This window comes from Spirochaetota bacterium (assembly GCA_004297825.1).
GTDB lineage: Bacteria > Spirochaetota > UBA4802 > UBA4802 > UBA5368 > FW300-bin19.
In genome coordinates, this window is sequence record SCSX01000036.1 from 124,090 (window position 1) to 146,114 (window position 22,025).

The window sequence follows — 22,025 nt, forward strand, 5'->3', positions numbered from 1 at the left end:
GCCTGCGCTACCCGGCCCGTTCCGCTGCAAAAGACTTGGGCGGAACGAGGGCACGCGTTAAGTATAAACCGTTGTTCATTATTTTACAAAAAAACCGTTTAATTTGTACGGAAAATTTTTTGGGTTATATATAATTATTGACGGCCTACCGGTCCCCCGCATAGTGACACCGGCGGGCCCGAGAACGCGCGTGAGCGGAGTGGCTGATGGATAAGCTTAGGAGCCAGCTCGGCGGACTGGTCCTGAACGAGGACACCGTCGTGGGCATTGAATTCAATACCTACATGAGGTATTGGGACAAGGTCAAGTTCCTCTCCAGAGAGAAAAACGGTTATACCACACAGGATTTCGTCCCCACGACGGGGGGCGATTTTATCGAGCAGCAGCTGTATCTTGCGGCGGGCCTGCTCGAACTCAACGTCGAAAAGGGCGAGACCGTCGCCGTATTTTCCCAGAATTCCATCCGGTACGCCGCCTCGCTTTTCGCGATTTTCTCCATAGGCGCCGTGTTCGTTCCCGTATATCCCACCACCACAGAGGAAGAGGTGGAGCAGATGCTCCGCCATTCCGAAACACGCACCATTTTCGCGGGGGAGATCGCCGAATACCAGAAGGCGCTGGCGATCCTGGACAAGGTCAAGTCCCCCCTGCGCAGGGTGATCGCCTGTCACCACATGGACGCGGGACCCGAAAACGTGATCACCTACGAGAAGCTTATCAAGCTGGGGCGCACCTCGAACCGGCTTCCCGAGGTCATCGATGCGCTTAAAAACATGAAGGGCGACGACCTGGCCGCGCTCTTCTACACCCCCGGCACCACCGGCGAACCGAAGGGCGCGCTGCTCTCCCACGCGAATTTCGCTTCGCAGCGATGCGTCATGGACATCTTAAAGGTAGGCCCGCGCGACGTGAAGCTGTGCCACCTGCCGTTCAGCCACGTATTCGGGCTGTCGGCGGATGTGTTCTCCTGCGCGACCACGGGCGCGCTCATGGGGATTATGAGGAGCTTCGAGACCGGGGAAATGCTCGCCGCGATGGCGGAGGTGCGTCCCACGATCATCTGTTCCGTACCGCGCATGTTCGAAAAGATCCGCACGAACGTGCTGCAGGAGATACAGAACGGCGGCGGTGTAAGGAAGACGCTTTTTTCGCTCGCGGTCCGTACCGGCACGAACATATACATGCGGCGCTGTAAAAAGCAGTTCATCCCGCCGCACGCCTTCGCGCTGCGCCTCCTTCTCTCACCGGTATACAGGTCGATCAGGAAAAGCATCCGCATGGCCAGGGTCAGGCTTCTCATTTCAGGCGGCGGGCCGCTCCCGGTCGAGGTCGCGTATTTTTTCGGCGGGCTGGGGCTGTCCATACTCGAGGGATACGGGCTTACGGAAACGTCCCCCGTGATGAACGTGAACCCGCCGTACGCGAACAAGCCGGGAACGGTGGGGCCGCCCATCCCGGGTTGCGAGGAGAAGATATCGGACGAGGGCGAGGTGCTGGTGCGCGGTCCCATGGTCTGCAGGGGGTACCATCTGAACGACGAGGAAACCCGGTTTTCATTCACGCCCGACGGCTTCTTTAGGACCGGCGATATCGGAACCTTCGACGCGGACGGCTACCTCACGATCACCGGCAGGATCAAGGACCTCATCATCACCTCTGCAGGAAAGAACATCGCGCCCCTGCATATCGAGAAGCGCTTTCAGACCGACCAGTATATCAGCAATTTCTGCGCGATAGGCGACGGGAGGAAGTACATCTCGGCGCTCATTGTGCCCAATTTCGGCATGCTCCGCACGCTCGCGCGCGAGATGAACATCCCCTTCAAGGGGAACGAGGACCTCATCGCGCGTCCCGAGATCGTGAAATTCTACAAGGAGCGCGTGGGCGAGATCTCGTCCACGCTCGCCAAGTTCGAACAGGTGAAAAAATTCACCCTGCTCGCCGATGAGTTCTCGGTCGAGACGGGCGAGATTTCCCCCACCTTCAAGTTCCGCCGGCACGCGGTGCAGGACAAGTACAAGTCCCAGATAGACATGATGTATCCCTCCAGCGACGCCCTGCACGACGAGTTTTAGCGAAGACGGCATTTTCTCGTTTGACAAGAATCGCGCCCGCGGTCATTATCTCTATGCGACATAAGGGAATTCCTGCGAGGCTCACGTCAAGGGGGCCGATACGCGGGAGTTCCCCCTCAGGCGAGAAGCCGCCCGGACCGCACGCTCCCGGTCATCGCGACCTGCCCCGGGCGCACACCGGTTTCAGTATGAATATTGAACAGCTTATAGGATACCTTAAATCTCACGAGCCCTTCATGGCGCAGGTGCGCTACTGGGCGAGCTTCGACGCGGTGCAGGGGACGTACGTTCCCTACCCGGAGTCCCTGGACCCGCGCCTGGTGCAGATTTACAAAAAGCGCGGTATAGAAAGCCTCTACTCCCACCAGGGGGAGGCGTGCGACGCGGTCGCGCGCGGCGAAGACCTGGTCGTGGTCACGCCTACCGCCTCTGGGAAGACCCTCTGCTATAACCTGCCGGTGCTGAACCGCATGCTCGTCAATCCCGAGGCGCGTGCGCTTTACCTGTTCCCGACCAAGGCCCTCTCGCAGGACCAGCTCTCGGAGCTCCACGAGACCGTGACCGAGACCGGCGCCCAGATCAAGACCTATACCTTCGACGGGGACACGCCCAACTCGGCGCGCAAGGCGATCCGCGCGGCGGGAAACATCGTGATCACGAACCCGGACATGCTGCACGCGGGTATTCTCCCGCACCACACGATATGGGTGAAGCTCTTCGAAAACCTGGAATTCGTCGTGATCGACGAGATCCATTCCTACCGGGGCGTGTTCGGGAGCCACTTCGCGAACCTCATGCGAAGGCTCCGGCGCATCTGCGCCTTTTACGGCTCCAACCCGCGCTTCATCTGCTGCTCGGCGACGATCCGGAACCCGCGCGAGCACGCCGAGGCGCTTACCGGGCGGACCATGCGCCTCATCGACACCAACGGCGCGCCGCGCGGGGAGAAGGATTACATCCTGTACAACCCGCCCGTCGTGAACAAGGAGCTGGGTATCCGCGCCTCGGCGATAAAGGAGGCCGCGAAGGTGGGGGCGCTCTTCCTGAACAACAAGATCCCGACCATCGTGTTTTCGCGCAGCCGCGTGCGCACCGAGATCATCTCCACCTATCTCAAGGAGGCATGCCCCAGGGCGGCCACGCAGATCGCAGCGTACCGGGGCGGGTATCTCCCGAACGAACGGCGCGCGATCGAGCGGGGCCTGCGCGAGGGGAAGCTCATAGGCGTCGTGTCGACCAACGCGCTCGAGCTCGGGATCGACATAGGCATGCTCGACGCGGCCATCACGGTGGGATACCCGGGCTCGGTGTCCTCACTCCACCAGCAACTGGGGCGCGCGGGAAGGCGCGGCAAGTCGTCGCTCGCGATCATCATCGCGACGAGCTCGCCGCTCGACCAGTACATCGCGTCGAACGCGGATTACATCATCCGCTCCAACCCCGAGGCTGCGACTATAAACCCGGACAACCTGCTCATCCTCATGGACCATTTAAAATGCGCGGCCTTCGAGCTGCCCTTCGACGCGGCGGAGCGCTTCGCCGCGCACCTGGGCACGACCGCCGAGATGCTCGAGTACCTCGAGGAAAACGGCGTGCTCAAAAGGTCCGAGGGCAAGTTCCACTGGATGAGCGGGATATACCCCGCGAACGAGATTAGCTTGCGCACCGCGGCGCACGAAAACTTTGTGATCGTCGACAACGAGGACCGCTCGCGCGTGATCGGGGAGGTGGACTATTACTCGGCCCCCACGCTCATCCACAACGACGCGATCTACCTGCACCAGGGGCGCCAGTACTACATAGACAAGCTCGACTGGGAGAGCCGCATGGCCTTCTGCCACGAGGTCGAGTCCGACTACTTCACCGACGCCGAGACCAAGACCGACATCCACGTGCTCGAAAGCTTCGAAAGCCGCGCGTGCGGACCGACGACGCTCAGCCGCGGTGAGGTGAACGTGCGCAACAAGACCGTGATGTTCAAGAAGCTCAAGTTCAACACGCACGAAAACCTGGGGTGGGGCAAGATCGACCTTCCCGAGCTCGAGATGCACACCGCCTCGGCATGGCTCGATTTCGACGAGGACGCGCTCGCGGCCATCGCCGGCCGCGCGATGGCGGGGCGCATCCTCTACTCGATCGCGTACTTGTTTCGCAATATCGTCCCCATCTTCACCCTCTCGGACGTGAACGACATCCGGGTCGCGCACCAGACGCGCTCGAATTTCAGCGGGAAGCCGGCGGTCTTCATCTACGACTCGATCCCCGGCGGGGTCGGCATCGCCGAGCGGGTGTACGCGATCCTGGGCCTCGTGGCGGGCGAGGCGCGTCGCGTCGTCGAGCAGTGCGAATGCGAAACGGGCTGCCCCGCCTGTATCGGACCGCTGCCCTCCGAGGACGGTGCCATCAAAGAATACGTTTCACGGGTGCTGGGGTCGCTCGCGCATGAGCCTGAAAGACAAGCTTAAACTGTACGAGAAGAAAGGCGGCGCACCCGCCCGCCGCGAAACGGCGCCCCTCGAATCGCTGGGGGCGCAGCCGCTCGATGCGGCGGGACGCACGATCTACCGCTTCACCGGTTCCCTTCCCGAGCGCGCGATCCGTTCGCGCGCGGGAACGGAAGGGGGGCCGATACCCGTACGGGCGCTCCTGACGAGCCTGCGGATGGACCCCGCCCTGCTTCCGCGCGACATGCTCTTCCTTGACCTGGAGACGACCTCGCTCTCCACCGGCACCGGGAACTACCCGTTCCTCATCGGCATAGGATACCTTAACGGCGACCGGTTCGTGACCGAGCAGTACTTCATGGACGACTATGCCGCCGAGCCCGCGATCCTCGCGCACCTCGCGGGCATCATCGCGCGCTTCAAGGCGCTCGTGACGTTCAACGGAAAGAGCTTCGACGTGCCGCTCATAAAGACGCGCTACCGCATGCACCGCGTACCCGGCTTCCCGGTGGATATCCCCGTGCTGGACCTCCTGTATCCGTGCAGGCGCATTTTTAAAAGCGTCTATGAAAGCTGTTCTCTCAAGACCATGGAGGAGCGCTCGCTTGGCATCGTCCGCGTGGACGATATCCCGGGCTGGATGATTCCGGATGTCTACTTCACGTACCAGCGGGAGGGCTCGCTTGGGCGCATCCCCGCGGTGGTGGAGCACAACCGGGAAGATATCGTCTCGATGCTCCTCATCATGGAGCTTGTCGCGGGCGTGCACGAGGCGCTCCAGGCGCGCAGCTTCGGGGAGATCGGGAAGCGGAGCCTCGCGAACCTCGCGCACCACCTCTTCAAGACCGACCGCGCGCTCTTCCTGGACGTCATGGATTTCCTGGGGGACGACGCGCTGCACGACCGGGGGCTGTTCAAGAAGTATTCGTCGGCCCTGGTGAGGGCGGGACGAATAGGCGACGCCCTGGTGTTCTGGGAGAAGAACCGCTCCCTCTTCGCGTTCGAGGAGCTGGCAAAGCATTTCGAGCACCGCGCGCGCGATTTTTCAAGGGCGCTCGCGTGCGCCCGCGAGGCGCGCGCGCTTTCCGAGCGGGGAATCTATTCCGGGATAGACGACGAACCGATCCCCGCCGCGAAGAGGGCGCGCATCACGGAAAGGATCGCGAAAAGGATCGCGCGGCTGGAGAAAAAATTAAAGGGCTAGATTAGCGCGGAATCTTACGCCTCGAGCGCCTTCAGCACGAGGTCCATCATGTGCCGCAGCAGTTCTTCAATCGTTGCGTCAACGTATCCCACGCTTTGTTTGACCTCAAGGATCAGCACGCCGTCCATCATTCCCCACAGGGTCACCGCCGTTTTCCACGGATCGACCTTCCGGAATTCACCCGATTTTATCCCCTCACCGATTATCGACGCCACAAGGTCCAGCAGCACCTTCGTCCTTCCCTCAAGCACCGGGACCATGTCCAGGTCGGAGAAAAATTCCCTTACCCCCAGGTGATTGATCGCGATGATGTTGTAGAGGTCCCTTTCCTCCGTGAAAAACCTGAAATAGGCGCCGGACACCGCCCTGAGCCTCTTTGCGGCGCCGGGGGACTGTTTGCCGAGGGATTCCGTGATCATTTTTTCCAGTATATCGATCCCCATAAGATTGAGCGCGCGATAGGCCTCCAGCTTGCTTTCATAGTAAAGATAAAACGAGGCGGGGCTCAGGCGCGCGTCCTCGGTGATCATCTTGATGGTGGTGGGCTGGTAGCCGTGCAGCGAGAATACTTTCTTCGCGGATTGGAGTATTTTGTCCTTCCGGACCTGCTTTTCGGAATCGGATCGGGCGCGCAGCTTGTTCATGTGGGGCTCCAGTCGGAATATATGATCTTTATCCGGCAGTTTGAAAATAAGTAAATCACAATTTTTTTATTGACATAATAAATAAATGTTCATTTAGTTATTTTAGCGACATTTTCAGGGGGGTCGAGATGGATCTGGTAAACAAGTTGAAGATATTCAAATGGAAGATTGCAATCGCGTTCGTTTTCATTATTGGGCTCTACCTTGTTTCTTCTTCCGTGCCTTTCGGCAGTCATGTCTTCTTGCCTGACAAGCTCGCCGCGGCGCGCGCCGGGTATGCCTACGACATCCCGCTCGATCCCGCCAGCCCCTGGCCAAAGTTTCGTAACAATGCGCCCCAGAACGGCCGCAGCCAGGTGAAACCCATTGTCGATCCTGCTTTGCGGCCGTGGACTTTCCGGACCGGGAAGGGCGTATTCAGCAGCGGTGTGGTGGACGCCAACGATGCAGTCTACATTGGTTCGGCCGACCATTATTTCTATGCGATACACAAAGACGGTTCCCTGAAATGGAAATTCAGGACCGGCGAGGTGATCGATTCCTCGGCGCTGCTGGACGACAGGGGTCGGATATACTTCGGCTCCGGCGATGCCCATATCTACTGCCTTGAGCGGAAAAACGCGGCGCTGGTTTGGACGTTCAAGGCCGATCCCGTTGCCGAGGTCGAAAAGCGTTACGGCATAAAATCCTACAACGTGGACTGGTTCGAGGCGAATATCGCCATGCTCAAGGACGGCACTATCGTCGCCCCCAACGACAATTTCCTGGTCTACACGATAGACCGTGAAACCGGGAAGAAGAAGGCCGAATACCTGGGCAACGAGCTCATGTGGTCGCTTCCGGCCGTGAACGTGAACACAGGCAGGATATTTTACGGCTCCCAGTATATGGCCCTTAAAAACGTCTACTGCGTCGATACGGCCGCCGGCGAAACCGAATGGACGAACGGTCGCTGGGGCTCCAATGTCGCGTCGCCGCTTTTAACCTCCACCGACCGGCGGGGCGCCGTGGTGCTGGGCGGATTCGACGGCTATGTGCGCGCCTATACCCAGACGGACGGAAAGCATTTGTGGCAGCAGGGCCTGCGGGGGCATATCTACTCCAGTCCCGCCCAGTTGTCCGACGGTACGATCATCCAGCCTTCCACCGACGGCACCGTCTACGCGCTGGAGCCGTCCACCGGCGAAATCAAGTGGGCGTTCGATACGCTGGAGCCCATACGCTCTTCGCCCGCCGTAGACGGAAACGATCGCATCTATGTGGGCTCCGGCGAGGGACGCCTCTTCTGCCTGAATGCTGAAGGCACGCTGCGCTGGGCCTATCTCTGCATAGATGAGGAGCGCAACGATTTGAATTCCTCACCGGCCCTGGGAAAAACGGGCGTGTTTATCGCGGGGGAAAACGGCGGCGTATTTTTCGTGCCGTACGATTATCCCCTGGGCCCGATCGGCAAAAACGATCCCCGATGCACCCTGGGCCCGGGGGAGGTGCTTTCCCCGGAGGGGGCGTACATGATCTATACGTCCAATTTCGGCGGGCTGCAGGTACAGCCTCCCCGGGAAATTGACGCCAACCAGGCGCTCGCGTTTTCGCTTTTCGTCAGGGAGAAGGGCGATACCGTCAAGGCCGTCATCGACCGGGACACGCTGAAAATTTCGGTGACGGGGAATCCCAGGATGGAGGCAAAGATATCCGCCGACGGCCATTTCTTCATGATGACGCCTCGTGAAACCTGGACGGGACCGGATGGGGGAATAATTACCGTGGAGATTAAAGGCGACTACAAGACGAACATGAGTCGCTTTGGACTCAAGTTCTTCAGGGGCTCCAGGGGCGGCTCGTTCGACGTCAGCTACCGGTTCGCGGTGCCGGGATACCGGGAAGCCGCGCAGCCGTACAAGATACCCGTATCGACGGGCGATCCGTCGACGGTGTTCGAGTTCAAGAGATTCGCGGCGCCCAATCCCGTGATGCTTCCCTCGTGGAACCAGATCGGATTCGATTCCATCCATTATTTAGGCGGGGCAGTGGAGGCCGTTGATGGCAGAATCCTGGTGTGGGTGATTCCCGGCAAATTGCAGGGCGATGCCACCGTGGTGGACCCGACCCTGGCGGCGCGATTTCCGCTCACCCTGGAGTACAGGGGAGGGCTGCTGACCTTTTATAATTACGACGGGTTCAAGGTTAACTTCGTGGGCTCCTGGGACATGCCGTTCGGCTTTTATAGAATTGCGGCGCATGCGAATCCCCTGAGCGGCGCCATAGACCGTTCCCCGGTACTGAACGCAATCGCGAAATGCGACGAGATCGAGCATTACGGGCGCTTCCTCAAACTCATGGGGATGTCCGAATATGAAACGGGCCACATGGCAGTGTTCGGCGGGCTCACCATGGCGCTTCACGGCAGAGGGTATGAAACGGCCCCAGCCGGCGCGGGGACGATAGAGTTCAGGGCGGGGGAAACGTCCGCATCGGCGACGGTGACGGGCGGGCAGCTCAAAAAGGGCGACCACGTCTTCAGCCTGCTGCTGATCGATGTAAAGACCGGGAAGGCCTTTCCCCTCTACTACACCAAGCGCACAATCGTCGAGGCCGATACCGCGGGAAGGGTGACCAGGGTGAGCGTCGAGTATGATGCCGGGGAGGTGAAAGGCGAGGTGCGCGCATATTACATGGTAGACACGTATCCCGCGGCGCGGGGTGAACTCAAGTTGTGATGTCTATTTTATCGAATTCAGCTGTGCGCCGGGTAAAATCGTCCAGGTCATTCCGGCTCCAGACACCGAACAGATCGAGAAAATCGTTCCTGTGGTTGTTGGGGTTTTTCTCACTGAGCCCGAGTGCCTGTTTTAGAAGGGATTGGATGGTCCTGTTGAGGCTGGTTCCCTGGGTCCTTGATTTTTCCCTAATAATCGACTCAAGGGAGTCTTCAAGGTTGTGAATGGTGATTGATTTCATGACATTTGAACCATTATTGATCTAGTTTGGTTCAAAATAATCATATCTGCCGGAGAAATCAAGCTATTTATTCGACAACGGCGGTATCCCGATTCACGGCCGGTTACTTCTTCTGCCACTGGAACAGGAGCGAACCCAGCGCGAGGAAGAGCACCGACGATCCCGCGAGCACCGCCACCTGGGGGAGCATTTCGTGCAGGGGTGTGCCGTCGTTCATGATGCGGCGGGCGCAATCCACCATGTGCGAGAGGGGAAATATTTTCGCGAGGCCCTTCACCCAGGGCTTCGCGCCCTCGAGCGAGAACCAGACCTCGGAGAGAAACATCATGGGCCACGACAGGACGTTGAGCACGCCCCCCGCGAATTCCTCGCTGGCGCTGCGCGCCGCGATGAGGAGCCCGAGCGAGATCATGGAAAATCCCCCCAGGGCGAATACGAAGGCGAGCGAGGCGTACGATCCGCGGCATTGGAACCCGTACATGAGCGCGCAGCCCGCGTACACGATCGCGGTCGTGACGATGAGAATCACCATGCGCGAGATTATCTGCGCGGTGAGAAACTCGAAGGGGGAGAGCGGGGCCACGGACAGGCGCTTGAGCGCCCCGTTCTTACGGTAACGTACCACGACGTAGCCCACGCCGAAGAGCGCGCTGAACATCATGTTCATGCCCAGTATGCCGGGGAACATCCATTCCACGTAGGGTATATCAAACCCCTCGACTTCGCGCTTTTTGAAGTTCGCCGTGTCGGCCGCGGCGCCCGTTCCCAGGAGCTTCTCGGTAATGTAACCCTTGGGCGAGGAGCGGCTCACCCAGTACTCGCCGGCGGTGGGGTCCACGAGCATATCGATGCGGTGGTGCTGGAGCTTCGAGATCGCCTCGTCCGCGGACGCGAGCTCCACGAATTCCAGGAAATGCGTTTTTCTGAACTCCTCGAACCGCGCCGCCTGCACGGGGCTTACTATCGCGCCGGGAGTTGTGATGACGCCTACCTTGAACATCGCCTGCCGGTCCTGGTTGAACAGGAAGCTGAAGCCGATGATCACGAGAAAGGGGAACAGTATGTTCCACCCGAACGCCGACCGGTCGCGGTAGAACTCTTTGTTGCGCGCGACGAATATCGTCCACATTCTCCCGAGCATTTCTTACCCCCTGAGCGTGTGTCCCGTGAGGATGAGAAATATATCCTCGAGGTTCTGCGAGCGTATGGTCATGCCGGTGAGGTCGACGTCGTGCTTTATAAGCTCGCGAAGGCAGTCGTTCACGGTAAGGGTACGTATTTCGATACGGTCCTCCTCGCGGCTCCATGCGCAGGCGATGCCCCCCAGGGCTTTCTCGTCGATGGGCCCGTTCAGCACGATCGTGGAACCCTGGGCGTGGATGCGCAGGAGCTCTTCGGGCGAGCCCAGGGCGACGATCTTGCCGTGGTCCATGATCGCGATCTCGTCGCACAGTATTTGTGCCTCTTCCATATAGTGCGTGGTGAGGATCACGGTCTTTCCCTGCGCCTGTATCTGCCGGACGATCTCCCAGAGGTGCCTGCGCGCCTGCGGATCGAGCCCCGTCGTGGGTTCGTCAAGGAATACGAGATCGGGGTCGTTCGCCAGGGCGATGGCGAGCAGGAGCCTCTGCTTCTGCCCGCCCGATATCTTCCAGTTGTCGCGGTCGATGATCTCCTCGAGCCTGCATATCTCCACGAGCCAGGCGAAGTCCGCCCTCCGTTCGTAGAGTTTCCTGAAAAACTCCAGCGTCTCCCGCACGCTCAGGTACTGGGGGAGCTCGGTGTTCTGCAGCTGGATGCCCACCTCCTGCTTGAACGAGGGCCCGCGCCGGGAGCCCTTGTAGAGGATTTCGCCCGAGGTCCGTTTCTGTATGCCCTCGATCACCTCGATCGAGGTCGTCTTTCCCGCCCCGTTGGGCCCCAGCAGCCCGAAGCAGCTTCCCGCGCGAATGGAGAAGCTGATTCCGTCCACCGCTTTTACCTCGGGGAAATGTTTGACCAGGTCCTGTATTTCCAGTATGTTCATCGTTACCGTTGTAGTAGCCTTAAAGCGGATTAAGCCGCCCGCGCGGCGGGGATACGCCCGCCTGAAGGTATAAATAAGATAAACCGCGCATGATTGTCAAGGCTAATACGCGGAAAGCCGCGTCCCCTTCCCGCCGCGCCCTGGGACGTTATGTGAAATCCTCCTGCCCGGTGGTTTCCTTTACGATGGACCACAGGTATCCCTTGGGATCCACCTTCTTGCGCGTCTTCGTCGCGAGCTTGAGGGGGATGAAGGTAAAGAACTTGTTCCATCTTCCCACCAGGAAGCCGCTCCTGCCGGACATCGCGCCGTGTACCGCGTTCTGGGCGAGCATTATGCAGAATACGGCGTCGTCCGGGGACGCGGGCACGCTTCGTATGATATAGCTGGGGTCGATATATTTTAGATTTATGTGGGTGTTCTTTTCCTTGAAATAACCGGTTATCTGGTCCCTGAGATAGGTGCCGATATCGCCCTTCTTCTTGTTGCCCGATGCGTCGAATTCGTTGAGCCCCTCGAAGTATTCCTGCCCGGCGCCCTCGGCGGCGAGTATCACGGCATGCTTCTTGGTGACGAGCCGGTGGTGCAGGTGCTCCAGGAAACCGCCGGGCCCGTGGAGCCGGAAGGGGGCCTCCGGGATGAGCACGTAATTCACCACGTTCGACGCGATCGCGGTGGTCGCGGCGATAAACCCGGAATCGCGCCCCATCACCTTCACGAGGCCGATGCCGTTGCGCGCGCCCTTCGCCTCGGCGTGGGCGCTGTAGAGCACGGGGGTGGCCGTGCTCACCGCGGTTTCGAAACCGAAGGTGCGATCGACATAGGAGATGTCGTTGTCGATCGTCTTGGGCACCCCCACGATGGAGATTTTGAGCCCGCGCTTTGCGATCTCCTCATAGATGGCCTGCGTGCCGCGCAGGGTGCCGTCCCCGCCGATAGTGAAGAGGATGGAGATGTAGTTCGCTTCGAGCGTGTCGACCATCTCTTCGATGTTCTGGTTTCCGCGGGACGATCCCAGCAGGGTGCCGCCCTCGATGTGCAGGTTTTCAACGACCTCGGGGGTGAGCGTCATAAACCCGTGGCCGAACTTGGGGATGAGGCCCTCGAAGCCGTAACGCACGCCGTAGATCGATTTAACCTTGTACTGATGGAAGAGCTCGAGGACGATGCCCCGTATCACGTTGTTGATGCCGGGACACAGTCCCCCGCAGGTGACGATGGCCGCCCGAGTATTTGCGGGGTCGAAAAATATCTTCCTGCGGGGACCCGCGTTCTCGAACGAGGCGGTGTCGCCGTTCCCGGCGATCGATTTTCGAAGGCTCTCGTAATCGACGTCGACGACGATGCGCTGTCCCTCGTCGATGAACTTGGGGATCCTGAGCGGTGTGTCGATCGCACACTCCCCGAGACGATCGACCTGGGTGTCCTGGATTTCAAGCATTGTGTTTCTCCCCGTATGCGTGGTTTTCTCTATGTGAATGCGGCGCGGCATCGGCCGCGACGCATGTTCTTTATTTAATAGTCTGCGTTTTGCAGTTTTTCCCGGTCTGCCCAGGGGTATTTCTTGATGTGGTCCCAGGCGGCGGCGACGGTTTTCGCGCGCGCGGCCTTCGCTTCCGTTTCGTCCGGCGAAGGGTTGAATACATGGTCCGATACGCGCATCAGAATCCCGGCCGCCGATTTATCCGACAATATCTCTTCAAAAAGCGCCTCGCGCATCCACTCAAGGTTCCCCGGATCGAGCGCGGAATACACGCGCGTGGTGTCCGCTGAAAGGGGCTGAAAGTTCAGCAGCCATTTGAGATACCGGGGCGTGCCCGTGATCGCGTCCCAGCCCAGGCCGAAGGCATGCTCCATGTAGCGGTAGCTCTTCGCGATCTCCTCCCGCACCATGATGAACGGGCCCAGGTAGTCGCGGGGGCTTACCCGGGCGTTCGCCTTCCCAATGTTGTAGGAGAAAAGCCTGTTCGCGAGGGAGACGACCAGATATTGGAAGAACGAATCGCGCGCGATCTCCTTCTTGGCGCGCGCCATCTCGAGCTCTACGAGATACGCGAGCTCGTCGGGCGAGCGCGACGAGCTCGCGGCGCGCATGACCGATTCCTCCCGGTCCCGGAGCGGGGTTTCGTTGGGATCGTGCTTCTCGCGCTGCAAGGAATAGGTGTCGTAGACCGGCTCCGCGGTGATGCGGGCGGCCATGCGGAGCCGCTCGGCGTCGCGCTGGAATACGGAAAGGCCGTCCGATTTTTCCGCGAGCGCGAAAAGCTCCTCGTAGACGGCACGCGTCCGCCGCATATGCGGCTGGTCCCTGACCGCCTCGTAGCCCGCGGCGTATCCGGAGAGCAGTTTTTTCAGTTGTTCGTCCACCCCGGTTTCCCTATCCTTTCGCTTCCCAGGTTTTCACGTACGTGTACGGCCCCGGCGCGTCGTCGGGGGCGATCGCGAGGTATTCGCGCGGGAGCGTGCGCGCCTCTTCGGCGGCGGCGAGGCGTACGAGCGCGGACCCGCGTCCCTGGAGATCCTTAAGCGAATCGGCGACCTTCGCGCGGATCTCCGCGACCGCCGCGGGGTCGATATCGGGCCAGCCGCGCATGCCGTCTATTTCGCGGTCCGTCACAGGCGGCAGTGCATTGGCGCCCGTGAGGTGCGCGCGGTACCACGGGTGCGCGAGGAGCCCGCCCGCCGTGAAGCCCGCGGCCTCGATCTTCTCGCACATCTCGCGCAGTCCCAAGAGGGCGGGAACGCGATCACGATCCGCGTCGTGCAGGCTTTTCAGGTCCGCCCAGCACATGAGCGCCCCGGTGAGCGCGTACAATAAATCCTCCCGGGCTTCCAGGAACTCCCTGATTTTTTCGTCCCAGTGCACGGTGGCCGTGTGGAGGGCGTTCAGGTCCTGGACGGCGCCGGTCGCATCCATGGCCTGGGCGCAGAGCCGGGCGAATTCGTCGTCGCCGGATTCGCGCGCCGCCCTTTCTTTGGCGTACAGCTCGTCGAGCCGCGCGGCAAGGGCGGGTTCGTGGAGCATGTTGAGCTCCTCGAGTTTCTCCTGGAGCTTCGCCTGGGTCCCGGTTTGTTCGCGGAGCTTCAGCCGCGATTCGAGCGCCCGCACCCTGTGGGGGGAGCAGCCCCCTTCGCGAAGGTGGTCGATCATGAGCGTGTAATATTCGAGCGCGGCCCGTGGTTCATCCTGCATTATTTTTTCCGCCGATAGAATAATACGCCGATGGAAGCCCCCGGCCGGGGAAAAGTCAATCATTTGTTCGGGCAACCCACGGCGCCGCTGAACGGGAGCAGGGAGAATCGGCCCCCGATAAAAAGTCTTTGAAAAAACCGGCCCCGCTTTCACTAATAGTACGCATGACGGCCCGGGAATATACCCCATGACGACGGACGCGAGGATTGGCATCACCTCCACGGTGCCCGCGGAGATCATATTCGCGGCGGGACTCGTGCCCGTGGACGTCAACAACCTCTTCATCGCGGCGCCCGATCCCGCGGCCCTGGTGCGGCGCGCGAAGATGGACGGCTTTCCCGACACGACGTGCAGCTGGATATGCGGGCTTTACGGCGCGATCATGGAGCACGGCATCCGGCGCGTGGTGGGGGTGTGCGGGGGGGATTGCGCGGAGACGCAGGCACTCATGGAGGTGCTCGCGCACCGGGGCGTGGAGGTGATACCCTTCTCGTATCCGTACGAGCGCGACCGTGAAGCCCTGCGCGGCGCGCTCGCGAACTTCGCGGCGCGGCTGGGGGCGGCCATGGACGAGGCGGAGCGTGTGAAGGCGCGGCTCGACGCCGTGCGCGCGCGCGTTCACCGGCTGGACGAGCTTTTATGGAAGGAGAACCGCGCGTTTGGGGAGGAGGTGCGCCTCGTCCAGCTCCAGGCGAGCGACTTCAACGGAAATCCGGACGCCTACACGGCCATGGTTGAGGAAAAAATCCGGGAGGTAGGCGCGCGCGAGCCCATGACCCAAGGCCTCCGGATGGGGATGCTCGGGGTCCCGCCCATCGTGAAGGATTTGTACGCGCAGATCGAGCGCGAGGGGACGCGCGTCGTGTTCAGCGAGGTCGAGCGCCAGTTCACCCTGCCGGTGCCGGGAAGCATCGAGGAATCGTACCACCACTACACGTACCCCTACGGCATCTACGCGCGGCTGGAGGACATCGCCCGAGAGGTGAAGGCGCGGGGGATCGATGGACTGGTCCACTATGTACAGGCGTTCTGCTTCAGGGGGATCGAGGACATCGTGCTGCGCGCGAAGCTTTCCGTCCCCGTGCTCACCCTCCAGGGCGATCTGCCCACACGGATGACCGAGACGATGAAAATACGCATCGAGGCCTTCACGGACATGCTCGTGCGCGCGCGGGGGCGCTCATGAAAGAGCCTTACACCGAGCTCGCCTTCGCCTACGATTACATACTCCGCCACGTCGACTACGACCAGTGGTACCGTTACCTGCGCACGCTCATTTTCCAGTACATGCGCGACCCGGGACCCATCCTGGAGCTGGGCTGCGGGACGGGGAAATTCGGGGCCAAGTTTTCGAAGGACGACTTCGAGATATACGGCATGGACAAGTCGGTCGACATGCTCCGGGTGGCGCGCGCGCGCGCCTTCAGGAACTTCCGCATCTTCTGCGGGGACATGACGCGCTTCTCGCTCGCGCGGCAGTTCGACTTTATTTTCTCGGTCCACGACACCATGAATTATTTCCTGACCTTGCGGGAGCTCGCGAAGGTGCTCCGCTGCGTGCGGGCAGCCATGCACGCGAAGAGCGTATTCATGTTCGACGTCACCACGGAGCACAACATCCTGACCTATTTCGACGGGCGCGTTACGCGGTATACTATTCGTGGGACCGAGGTCGAATGGAGCAACACCTACGACAAGAGGAAAAAGCAGGTCGTCTCGACACTCGAGTTCAAGAGAAAGGGCGTGCCGTTCGCGGTGGAGGCCCACGTGCAGCGCATTTACTCCAAAAAGGAAGTATCGGCGCTGCTGGCGAAGGAGGGCTTCAAGGTACTCGACGTATACGGCGATTATACCTTCTCGCCCCCCGGCGCGGACACGGTCATGATGAATTTCGTGACGCGGAGGACGCGGTGAGCTACCTCCTGTATCTCCTGGGATTCGTCATAGGGGTCGCGATTTTCATCTACCTTCTCACGCTGTACGAGTCGGGAAAGGAAAAGGTCCGTGGCTTGCAAAAATCCGCGGCCAGCGCGGAAAAGGCGGAGCCCGACGCCGTGGACCCCCGCATGGTCTTCGGGAAGCGGGGGCTGCGCGCCCCGGGCGAGCGCGTGTGCCCCCTTTGCGGCTCGCTCCTCACACAGATGGAGGGGCTCTACGCGACCCCGCTCAAAACGGCCGAGGGGCCCAAGATTCTCATCATGGGGTGCAGGTATTGTTATAAGACGGGGGAATGAAAAATAGGGGTATACCGGAATAAGTGTACTCGAAAATCACATGGTGTACGTATCAGTACCATCGGCATAATAATTCCAACGCGATCAATAGCGAACAAAATGCAGGACATCAAGGACGGTAAGCTGTGGCGGGCACCAGTGTCATAAACAAGATAGACAACAGGATACTCTTCATTCGCGGCCAGAGGGTCATGATCGATGCTGATATCGCGGAATTATACGGTGTCCCCACGAAAGCTCTCAATCAGGCGGTAAAACGTAATCCGGGACGTTTTCCCGCGGACTTCATGTTTCAGCTCAATGAAGTAGAGAAGGACGAGGTGGTCACAAATTGTGACCACCTCGCACGGCTTAAATTTTCAAAAGCGCTCCCTCACGCGTTTACGGAACACGGAGCAATCATGCTGGCGGCAATCTTAAATACTCCAAGGGCCGTCGAAATGAGTACCTTTGTGGTCCGGGCTTTTATCAAATTGCGTGAAATTCTTTCCGTCCGGAAAGAGCTGTCGCGCAAGTTTGAAGAGCTTGAACGAAAGGTTGGCCTCCATGATGAGGCGATCAAGGCGATAATTCAGTCTATTCGCGGATTAATGGAAACGGGACCGAAGATAAAAAAGCGGAAAATAGGGTTTAAATAAGATTCGAAAAATAAGGGGGCGGCCGGGTGAGATGAAAAATACCCGCACTCACCCGATCCCGAACATCCCGTACAGCGGCGTAAACAGGCACATCTCGTGGAAGGTCGTCTGGAAGAGCTCCTCGGTCGATTCCTTCGGCTGGTTGATGAGCAGCGATATCTGCTGCTGGTGCGGCGGGCCCATGGGGAAGACCATTCTCCCGGCGTAGCGGACACGACTTATGAGCGACACGGGCCGCTTTATACACGCCGCCCATACGACGACCGCGTCGAACTGGCCCAGTTTGGGGTTCGCCTCGGTCCCGTCGCCGGCGAAAAGGCGCACGTTGCTCACGTGAACCGCCGCGAGGTTCCTTTTCGCGACCAGGGCGAGGTCCTCATTGATCTCGATGCTCACGACGTACTCGGTAAGGTGGGCCAGGAGCGAGGTGGAATAGCCGGAGCCGGTTCCCACCTCAAGCACCCTCCATTTTTTCTGCGGCGCGAGCCGGTTCAGCATGAGCGCCTGCGAGACGAACGGGTCGCTCGTTTCTCCGAATCCCAGGGGCAGGGGCTCGTCGCCGTAGTACCTGTCGCGGAACATGGCGTCGAAAAAATGCCGCTGGTCCACGGCCTCGTAGGCGTCCATGATCGGCTTTTTGACCTTCAGCTTCTTGAGCTTTTTCAGGAAATCGGTTTTATTCTTGTACATGGTTTTGGTGAAAAGCGTTCGTCCGCCGGGGAATTGCGTATCGGCGGCGCCCCATACCATGTAAAAGCGCGGATATCTTGTCAAGATTTTAATACGCCCCCCTGTAGAGACGCGATTAATCGCGTCTCTACAGGGGGGCGACCGTCCGGGCGGTCCTTTACCGCTTGACATATCAGGTTCTCCATAATACTATCATCACGCATTCGAAGCTCACCGCATCATGCCGAAGTACTCCTTGCAGTGCATGTCCCCAGACGGGCCGGGAGAAGCGTTTCCACGGGAGGCGTACCATGAAACTCAAAGACAACGAACTCGTTCTGACCGGGCCGAACGGCAGCGTGCGCATACGGCGCAATAAACACGGCGTTCCCGAGGTGACGGCCGGCACCATAGAGGATTGCGTGTATGGGCAGGGATGGGTGCACGCCCACGACCGGCAGCTCCAGACCCTCCTCACGCGGGTGCTCCTCCAGGGACGCGCCGCGGAATGCCTGGCCGGGGACCCGGAGCTGGTGGAGATCGACCGCTACATGCGCCGCATGAACTTCCTTCCCGACCCCGACGAACAGGTCAAGCGCCTGGAACCGCACGTAAGGGCGCAGCTCGAGGCCTACCGGGACGGGTATAACCGCTGCCTTTCGGATAACGGGCCGGTATGGGAGTTCAAGCTCATGGGCTACGCGCCCGGGCCCTGGGAGATAAAGGACAGCCTGATACTGGGAAAGATCATGGGATACCTGGGGCTGGGCGACGCGCAGGTCGCGATGGAGCGGCTCATCGTCCAGATGATACGCAACGACATTCCCCGGAAGAAACTGGGCGAGCTCTTTCCCTACCTGACCGACAAGATCGACGCCGATCTCCTGAAAAAGGTGCACCTTGAGCCGCCCCTGGTTCCCGCGGCTGCGCACTGGCTCGCGAAGCTTCCCAAGATGATGGCCTCGAACAACTGGGTGGTATCCGGAAAGCTCACCGAATCGAAGAAGCCAATTCTCTGCAACGATCCGCACCTCGAGGTGAACCGCCTGCCGAACATATGGCAGGAGATCGTGATGCGCCTTCCGGATAACGTCCTCGCGGGCGCGAGCCTTCCGGGCGTGCCCGGCGTCGCGATAGGGCGCTCGAATGTTCTCTCCTGGGGGGCCACCTATTCATTCATGGACTCCGTCGATTTCCGCGTTGAGCAGTGCAGGGAAGGCAAGTACCTGCGCGGCGCGCAGTGGAAGCCCTTCAAGGTGCGCGAGGAAATCATAAAGGTGAAAAAGGGCGAGCCCGTCGTCGAGAAGGTATACGAGAACGACCTGGGGCTGCTCGAGGGGGACCCGTTCCGCGACGGCCACTGCCTGGTGCTCTGCTGGTCGGCGGCGCGGGGCTGCGGGGCGGGCGAGTTCAACGGATTTCTCAACCTGCCCTTCGCGAAGAACGTGCGGGAGGGCATGGAATGCTTCCGCCGCCTGGAGGCGCTCAGCTTCAACTGGGTGCTCGCGGATACCCAGGGAAATATCGGCTACCAGATGAGCGGCAGGACCTTCCGGCGCCCCAAGGGCGTGAGCGGCCTTATACCGCATCCGGCGTGGGACAAAAAGTTCAATTCAAAGGGCTTCATTCCCGCCGCGAAGCTGCCTGCGAGCTACAACCCGCGCGAGGGCTACATCGTCACGGCGAACCAGGACCTGAACCACCTGGGGAAGGACAAGCCCATAAATCTTCCCATGGCGCCGTACCGTTCCATGCGCATCGCGCAACTCCTGCGAAAGAAGCGCGTGATAAACGCGGATTACATGAAGAAGATGCATTTCGACCTCTACTCGCTCCAGGCGCAGGAGCTCATGAAGGTGCTGCGTCCGCTCCTGCCCGACAGCGCGAACGGGGCGGCCCTGCGCGACTGGGAGTGCGTCTACACCCCCGATTCGCACGGCGCGATGCTCTTCGAGTCCGTGTATCTCGCGCTCCTGCGCGTGGTGTTCGGCGACCACGGCATGGGCCGCGAGGTCGTAGATTACCTCGTCAAGGAAACCGGCATCTTCAACGACTACTACGGGAATTTCGATACCATCCTCATGAACCCGCGCTCCTCCTGGTACGCGGACTCAAGCAGGGACGAGCTCTTCCGCATCGCGATCGCGGAGGGGCTTGCGGTGAAGGCGGTCCCGTGGGGCCAGACGCGCCGTCTCACGTTTTCGCACCTGCTCTTCGGGGGGAAGCTGCCCCTCTTCCTGGGCTTCGACAGGGGTCCGATATCGCTCCCCGGCAACAGGGCGACCATCCCCCAGGGACAGATATTCAAGAGCGCCGGGCGCCTCACCAGCTTCAGCCCGTCCTTCCGCATGATCGCCGATATGGCGACCGCCGCGCTCCAGACGAACATGGCCGGCGGCTCCAGCGACAGGCGCTACTCGAAATGGTACGCGAACGACCTGGAGAACTGGCTGCACGGGGTATACAAGACGCTTTCGTGACGGACGGGCCCCACGGCTTGCATGCCGCATAACGGCGCTTCCCCTGCCGCTGCGCGCATCGGCGCCCCGCCCCCGCCGCCTGAGAGCGATTGACGCCGCTGCGGTTTTATGAAATCGTTTCCGCATCGTGGAGGTCCGCATGGTCCGCATTCCGATGCTCTGGCTCCCGGGCTTTGCCGCAGGGTTCATCATCATTTTTGTACTGGGGATCAGGGGGGTACTGCCCCCGGGCCTCTTCGGCAGGCTCATGTCAATGGCGATACTCCTCGGGTGCGCGCTCGCGGGCAAGCTTCTCATCGAGAATGTAAAGAGAAAAAGGGACGCGCGCCCTTCGCCCGAATTCCTGGCAAGGATGCAGCATATCGATGAATTCAACCGGCAGATGAAGGCGCTGAAAGGAAAGGATGAGAAAAACCAGCGGGGGATTACGTAATTGCGGGGAGCCGGGATGCATGTCCGGCAGGGATTCCCGGAGCCCTATTCGCCCGGGAGGTAGCCGAGCTGCCGTGAAATCTCCACCGACGAGCTCCTGACCTCCTCTATAATCTGCTCCCGTTTCCGGTATATCGTATCGGCCTTCCCGGTTATGGCGAACGCGGCGATCAGGTTTCCGGTGTAATTGTAGACGGGCCCCCCGATCCCGGCGAGACCCTTGAAGTTTTCCTCCCGGTCGAAGCTCACCTTTTCCCGGCGCACCTCCTCCAGCTCCCTTAGAAAGGCGTCCCTGTCCGTGATCGTGTTTTCGGTGAGGCGGATGAACTCGTAGGTTTCAAGGATGCGTTCCAGGCGTTTCGGTGAAAGGTGCGCGTACAGCATTTTCCCGATGCACGAGGTATGTGCCGGGATGGCCGTGCCCGCGCGCGGTACGGTCATGAATTCGTTCTCGGGGGAGGCGTTGAAAATGACCACCACGCTGTCGCCGACGAGTATGCCGGTATTCACGGTTTCATTGAACTTGTGGCACAGCCGTTCCATCCAAATCTTTGCGAGGGTGATGACGTCGGTATTGGTGATGTAGCGCAGGCCCAGCTGCAGCATCTTGGGGCCCAGCCGGTATTTCTGCGTTATGGGGTCTTTTTCCAGGAAATGTATCGCGACCAGGGTCTTGACGAAACCCAGGATCGTGGTCTTGGGCATCTCCAGGCGTTCGGCGAAATCGGCGAGGCCGAGCGGCTTCTTTTCCTTGAGAAAGAGTTCCAGTATATCGGCGGCCTTGATAAGCGAATGAATCTGTCCCTTCACGACGCCGTTCGCTTTCTTCGTCATGTACGCGCCCCTTCACGCCGCGACGCGGCGTCCACCGCCAGATAATATCAGCCCCCTGCTTTGCGCAATAAGTATTCCACGGGCGCGGCCGCGGGAACGGCCGGCATGCTTCGTCCAGTGCGGTTTCTCCGTTCCGTCGTATACGAGACTTGTTGCATAACTCAATTTTTTTCGGGGTATAAGGGGCAAAGCGC

Annotated in this window: 19 protein-coding genes; 10 read left to right on the top strand and 9 right to left on the bottom strand. The window is 60.2% G+C overall.

All coding sequences use genetic code 11. The annotated features are described in order from the left end of the window. Positions 1-206: 206 nt before the first annotated feature. The 3 genes from EPN93_07505 to EPN93_07515 all read left to right on the top strand — a co-directional run bounded on the left by EPN93_07505 (position 207) and on the right by EPN93_07515 (position 5,723). Positions 207-2,075, top strand: a complete 1,869-nt coding sequence (locus EPN93_07505; protein ID TAL36663.1) for a long-chain fatty acid--CoA ligase — start codon at positions 207-209, stop codon at positions 2,073-2,075. A gap of 188 nt (positions 2,076-2,263) precedes the next feature. Further along, positions 2,264-4,540: a DEAD/DEAH box helicase gene (locus tag EPN93_07510; protein TAL36664.1), complete on the top strand. Its 2,277-nt coding sequence runs from the start codon at positions 2,264-2,266 to the stop codon at positions 4,538-4,540. Beyond that, entirely contained in the window at positions 4,518-5,723 is a 1,206-nt protein-coding gene (locus EPN93_07515; GenBank protein TAL36665.1) for a hypothetical protein, read from the top strand. The genes EPN93_07510 and EPN93_07515 overlap by 23 nt, the downstream gene beginning before the upstream one ends. Before the next feature lie 14 nt (positions 5,724-5,737). Here EPN93_07515 and EPN93_07520 read toward each other — a convergent pair whose 3' ends face one another. After that, positions 5,738-6,367, bottom strand: a complete 630-nt coding sequence (locus EPN93_07520; GenBank protein ID TAL36666.1) for a TetR/AcrR family transcriptional regulator — start codon at positions 6,365-6,367, stop codon at positions 5,738-5,740. A gap of 128 nt (positions 6,368-6,495) precedes the next feature. On the opposite strand from EPN93_07520, the gene EPN93_07525 reads away from it, so the two are divergent. Further along, entirely contained in the window at positions 6,496-9,084 is a 2,589-nt protein-coding gene (locus tag EPN93_07525; protein TAL36667.1) for a hypothetical protein, read from the top strand. Here EPN93_07525 and EPN93_07530 read toward each other — a convergent pair. From EPN93_07530 to EPN93_07555, 6 genes are all read right to left on the bottom strand, one after another. Continuing rightward, entirely contained in the window at positions 9,074-9,325 is a 252-nt protein-coding gene (locus EPN93_07530) for a hypothetical protein (protein TAL36668.1), read from the bottom strand. The genes EPN93_07525 and EPN93_07530 overlap by 11 nt on opposite strands. A gap of 103 nt (positions 9,326-9,428) precedes the next feature. Then, the gene (locus tag EPN93_07535) at positions 9,429-10,466 is read right to left on the bottom strand and encodes an ABC transporter permease (GenBank protein TAL36669.1); all 1,038 of its coding nucleotides are present in this window, start codon (positions 10,464-10,466) and stop codon (positions 9,429-9,431) included. Positions 10,467-10,469: 3 nt separating this feature from the next. Further along, entirely contained in the window at positions 10,470-11,351 is an 882-nt protein-coding gene (locus EPN93_07540; GenBank protein TAL36670.1) for an ABC transporter ATP-binding protein, read from the bottom strand. 148 nt (positions 11,352-11,499) lie between these two features. Beyond that, the gene (locus EPN93_07545; protein TAL36671.1) at positions 11,500-12,792 is read right to left on the bottom strand and encodes an ATP-dependent 6-phosphofructokinase; all 1,293 of its coding nucleotides are present in this window, start codon (positions 12,790-12,792) and stop codon (positions 11,500-11,502) included. A 74-nt stretch (positions 12,793-12,866) separates the two neighbouring features. After that, on the bottom strand, positions 12,867-13,718 hold the full coding sequence (locus tag EPN93_07550) for a hypothetical protein (GenBank protein TAL36672.1): 852 nt from the start codon (positions 13,716-13,718) through the stop codon (positions 12,867-12,869). A gap of 10 nt (positions 13,719-13,728) precedes the next feature. Further along, positions 13,729-14,544, bottom strand: a complete 816-nt coding sequence (locus tag EPN93_07555; GenBank protein TAL36673.1) for a hypothetical protein — start codon at positions 14,542-14,544, stop codon at positions 13,729-13,731. 187 nt (positions 14,545-14,731) lie between these two features. Between EPN93_07555 and EPN93_07560 the strand changes: the two genes are divergently transcribed. From EPN93_07560 to EPN93_07575, 4 genes are all read left to right on the top strand, one after another. Continuing rightward, entirely contained in the window at positions 14,732-15,730 is a 999-nt protein-coding gene (locus EPN93_07560; GenBank protein ID TAL36674.1) for a 2-hydroxyacyl-CoA dehydratase, read from the top strand. Next, a complete protein-coding gene (locus tag EPN93_07565) occupies positions 15,727-16,458 on the top strand; it encodes a class I SAM-dependent methyltransferase (protein ID TAL36675.1) in 732 nt (243 codons plus the stop codon). Before EPN93_07560 ends, EPN93_07565 begins: the two co-directional genes overlap by 4 nt. After that, entirely contained in the window at positions 16,455-16,778 is a 324-nt protein-coding gene (locus tag EPN93_07570; protein TAL36676.1) for a hypothetical protein, read from the top strand. Before EPN93_07565 ends, EPN93_07570 begins: the two co-directional genes overlap by 4 nt. Before the next feature lie 191 nt (positions 16,779-16,969). Continuing rightward, on the top strand, positions 16,970-17,416 hold the full coding sequence (locus EPN93_07575) for an ORF6N domain-containing protein (GenBank protein TAL36677.1): 447 nt from the start codon (positions 16,970-16,972) through the stop codon (positions 17,414-17,416). 48 nt (positions 17,417-17,464) lie between these two features. Here EPN93_07575 and EPN93_07580 read toward each other — a convergent pair whose 3' ends face one another. Beyond that, positions 17,465-18,277 carry a protein-L-isoaspartate O-methyltransferase gene (locus EPN93_07580; protein ID TAL36678.1) on the bottom strand — a complete coding sequence of 271 codons (813 nt, stop codon included), beginning with the start codon at positions 18,275-18,277 and terminating at the stop codon, positions 17,465-17,467. Positions 18,278-18,396: 119 nt separating this feature from the next. Here EPN93_07580 and EPN93_07585 point away from each other — a divergent pair, with 119 nt between their 5' ends. Both EPN93_07585 and EPN93_07590 read left to right on the top strand, forming a co-directional pair. Further along, a complete protein-coding gene (locus EPN93_07585) occupies positions 18,397-20,565 on the top strand; it encodes a penicillin acylase family protein (GenBank protein TAL36679.1) in 2,169 nt (722 codons plus the stop codon). 139 nt (positions 20,566-20,704) lie between these two features. After that, on the top strand, positions 20,705-20,998 hold the full coding sequence (locus tag EPN93_07590; protein ID TAL36680.1) for a hypothetical protein: 294 nt from the start codon (positions 20,705-20,707) through the stop codon (positions 20,996-20,998). 44 nt (positions 20,999-21,042) lie between these two features. Here EPN93_07590 and EPN93_07595 read toward each other — a convergent pair whose 3' ends face one another. Further along, entirely contained in the window at positions 21,043-21,831 is a 789-nt protein-coding gene (locus EPN93_07595; protein TAL36681.1) for an IclR family transcriptional regulator, read from the bottom strand. Positions 21,832-22,025 lie beyond the last annotated feature (194 nt).

Bases quoted from the DNA above. Each gene is read 5' to 3' on its own strand.
- EPN93_07505 (TAL36663.1), top strand. From the start codon at position 207: ATGGATAAGCTTAGGAGCCAGCTCGGCGGACTGGTCCTGAACGAGGAC.
- EPN93_07510 (TAL36664.1), top strand. From the start codon at position 2,264: ATGAATATTGAACAGCTTATAGGATACCTTAAATCTCACGAGCCCTTC.
- EPN93_07515 (TAL36665.1), top strand. From the start codon at position 4,518: ATGAGCCTGAAAGACAAGCTTAAACTGTACGAGAAGAAAGGCGGCGCA.
- EPN93_07520 (TAL36666.1), bottom strand. From the start codon at position 6,367: ATGAACAAGCTGCGCGCCCGATCCGATTCCGAAAAGCAGGTCCGGAAG.
- EPN93_07525 (TAL36667.1), top strand. From the start codon at position 6,496: ATGGATCTGGTAAACAAGTTGAAGATATTCAAATGGAAGATTGCAATC.
- EPN93_07530 (TAL36668.1), bottom strand. From the start codon at position 9,325: ATGAAATCAATCACCATTCACAACCTTGAAGACTCCCTTGAGTCGATT.
- EPN93_07535 (TAL36669.1), bottom strand. From the start codon at position 10,466: ATGCTCGGGAGAATGTGGACGATATTCGTCGCGCGCAACAAAGAGTTC.
- EPN93_07540 (TAL36670.1), bottom strand. From the start codon at position 11,351: ATGAACATACTGGAAATACAGGACCTGGTCAAACATTTCCCCGAGGTA.
- EPN93_07545 (TAL36671.1), bottom strand. From the start codon at position 12,792: ATGCTTGAAATCCAGGACACCCAGGTCGATCGTCTCGGGGAGTGTGCG.
- EPN93_07555 (TAL36673.1), bottom strand. From the start codon at position 14,544: ATGCAGGATGAACCACGGGCCGCGCTCGAATATTACACGCTCATGATC.
- EPN93_07560 (TAL36674.1), top strand. From the start codon at position 14,732: ATGACGACGGACGCGAGGATTGGCATCACCTCCACGGTGCCCGCGGAG.
- EPN93_07565 (TAL36675.1), top strand. From the start codon at position 15,727: ATGAAAGAGCCTTACACCGAGCTCGCCTTCGCCTACGATTACATACTC.
- EPN93_07575 (TAL36677.1), top strand. From the start codon at position 16,970: ATGATCGATGCTGATATCGCGGAATTATACGGTGTCCCCACGAAAGCT.
- EPN93_07580 (TAL36678.1), bottom strand. From the start codon at position 18,277: ATGTCAAGCGGTAAAGGACCGCCCGGACGGTCGCCCCCCTGTAGAGAC.
- EPN93_07585 (TAL36679.1), top strand. From the start codon at position 18,397: ATGAAACTCAAAGACAACGAACTCGTTCTGACCGGGCCGAACGGCAGC.
- EPN93_07590 (TAL36680.1), top strand. From the start codon at position 20,705: ATGGTCCGCATTCCGATGCTCTGGCTCCCGGGCTTTGCCGCAGGGTTC.
- EPN93_07595 (TAL36681.1), bottom strand. From the start codon at position 21,831: ATGACGAAGAAAGCGAACGGCGTCGTGAAGGGACAGATTCATTCGCTT.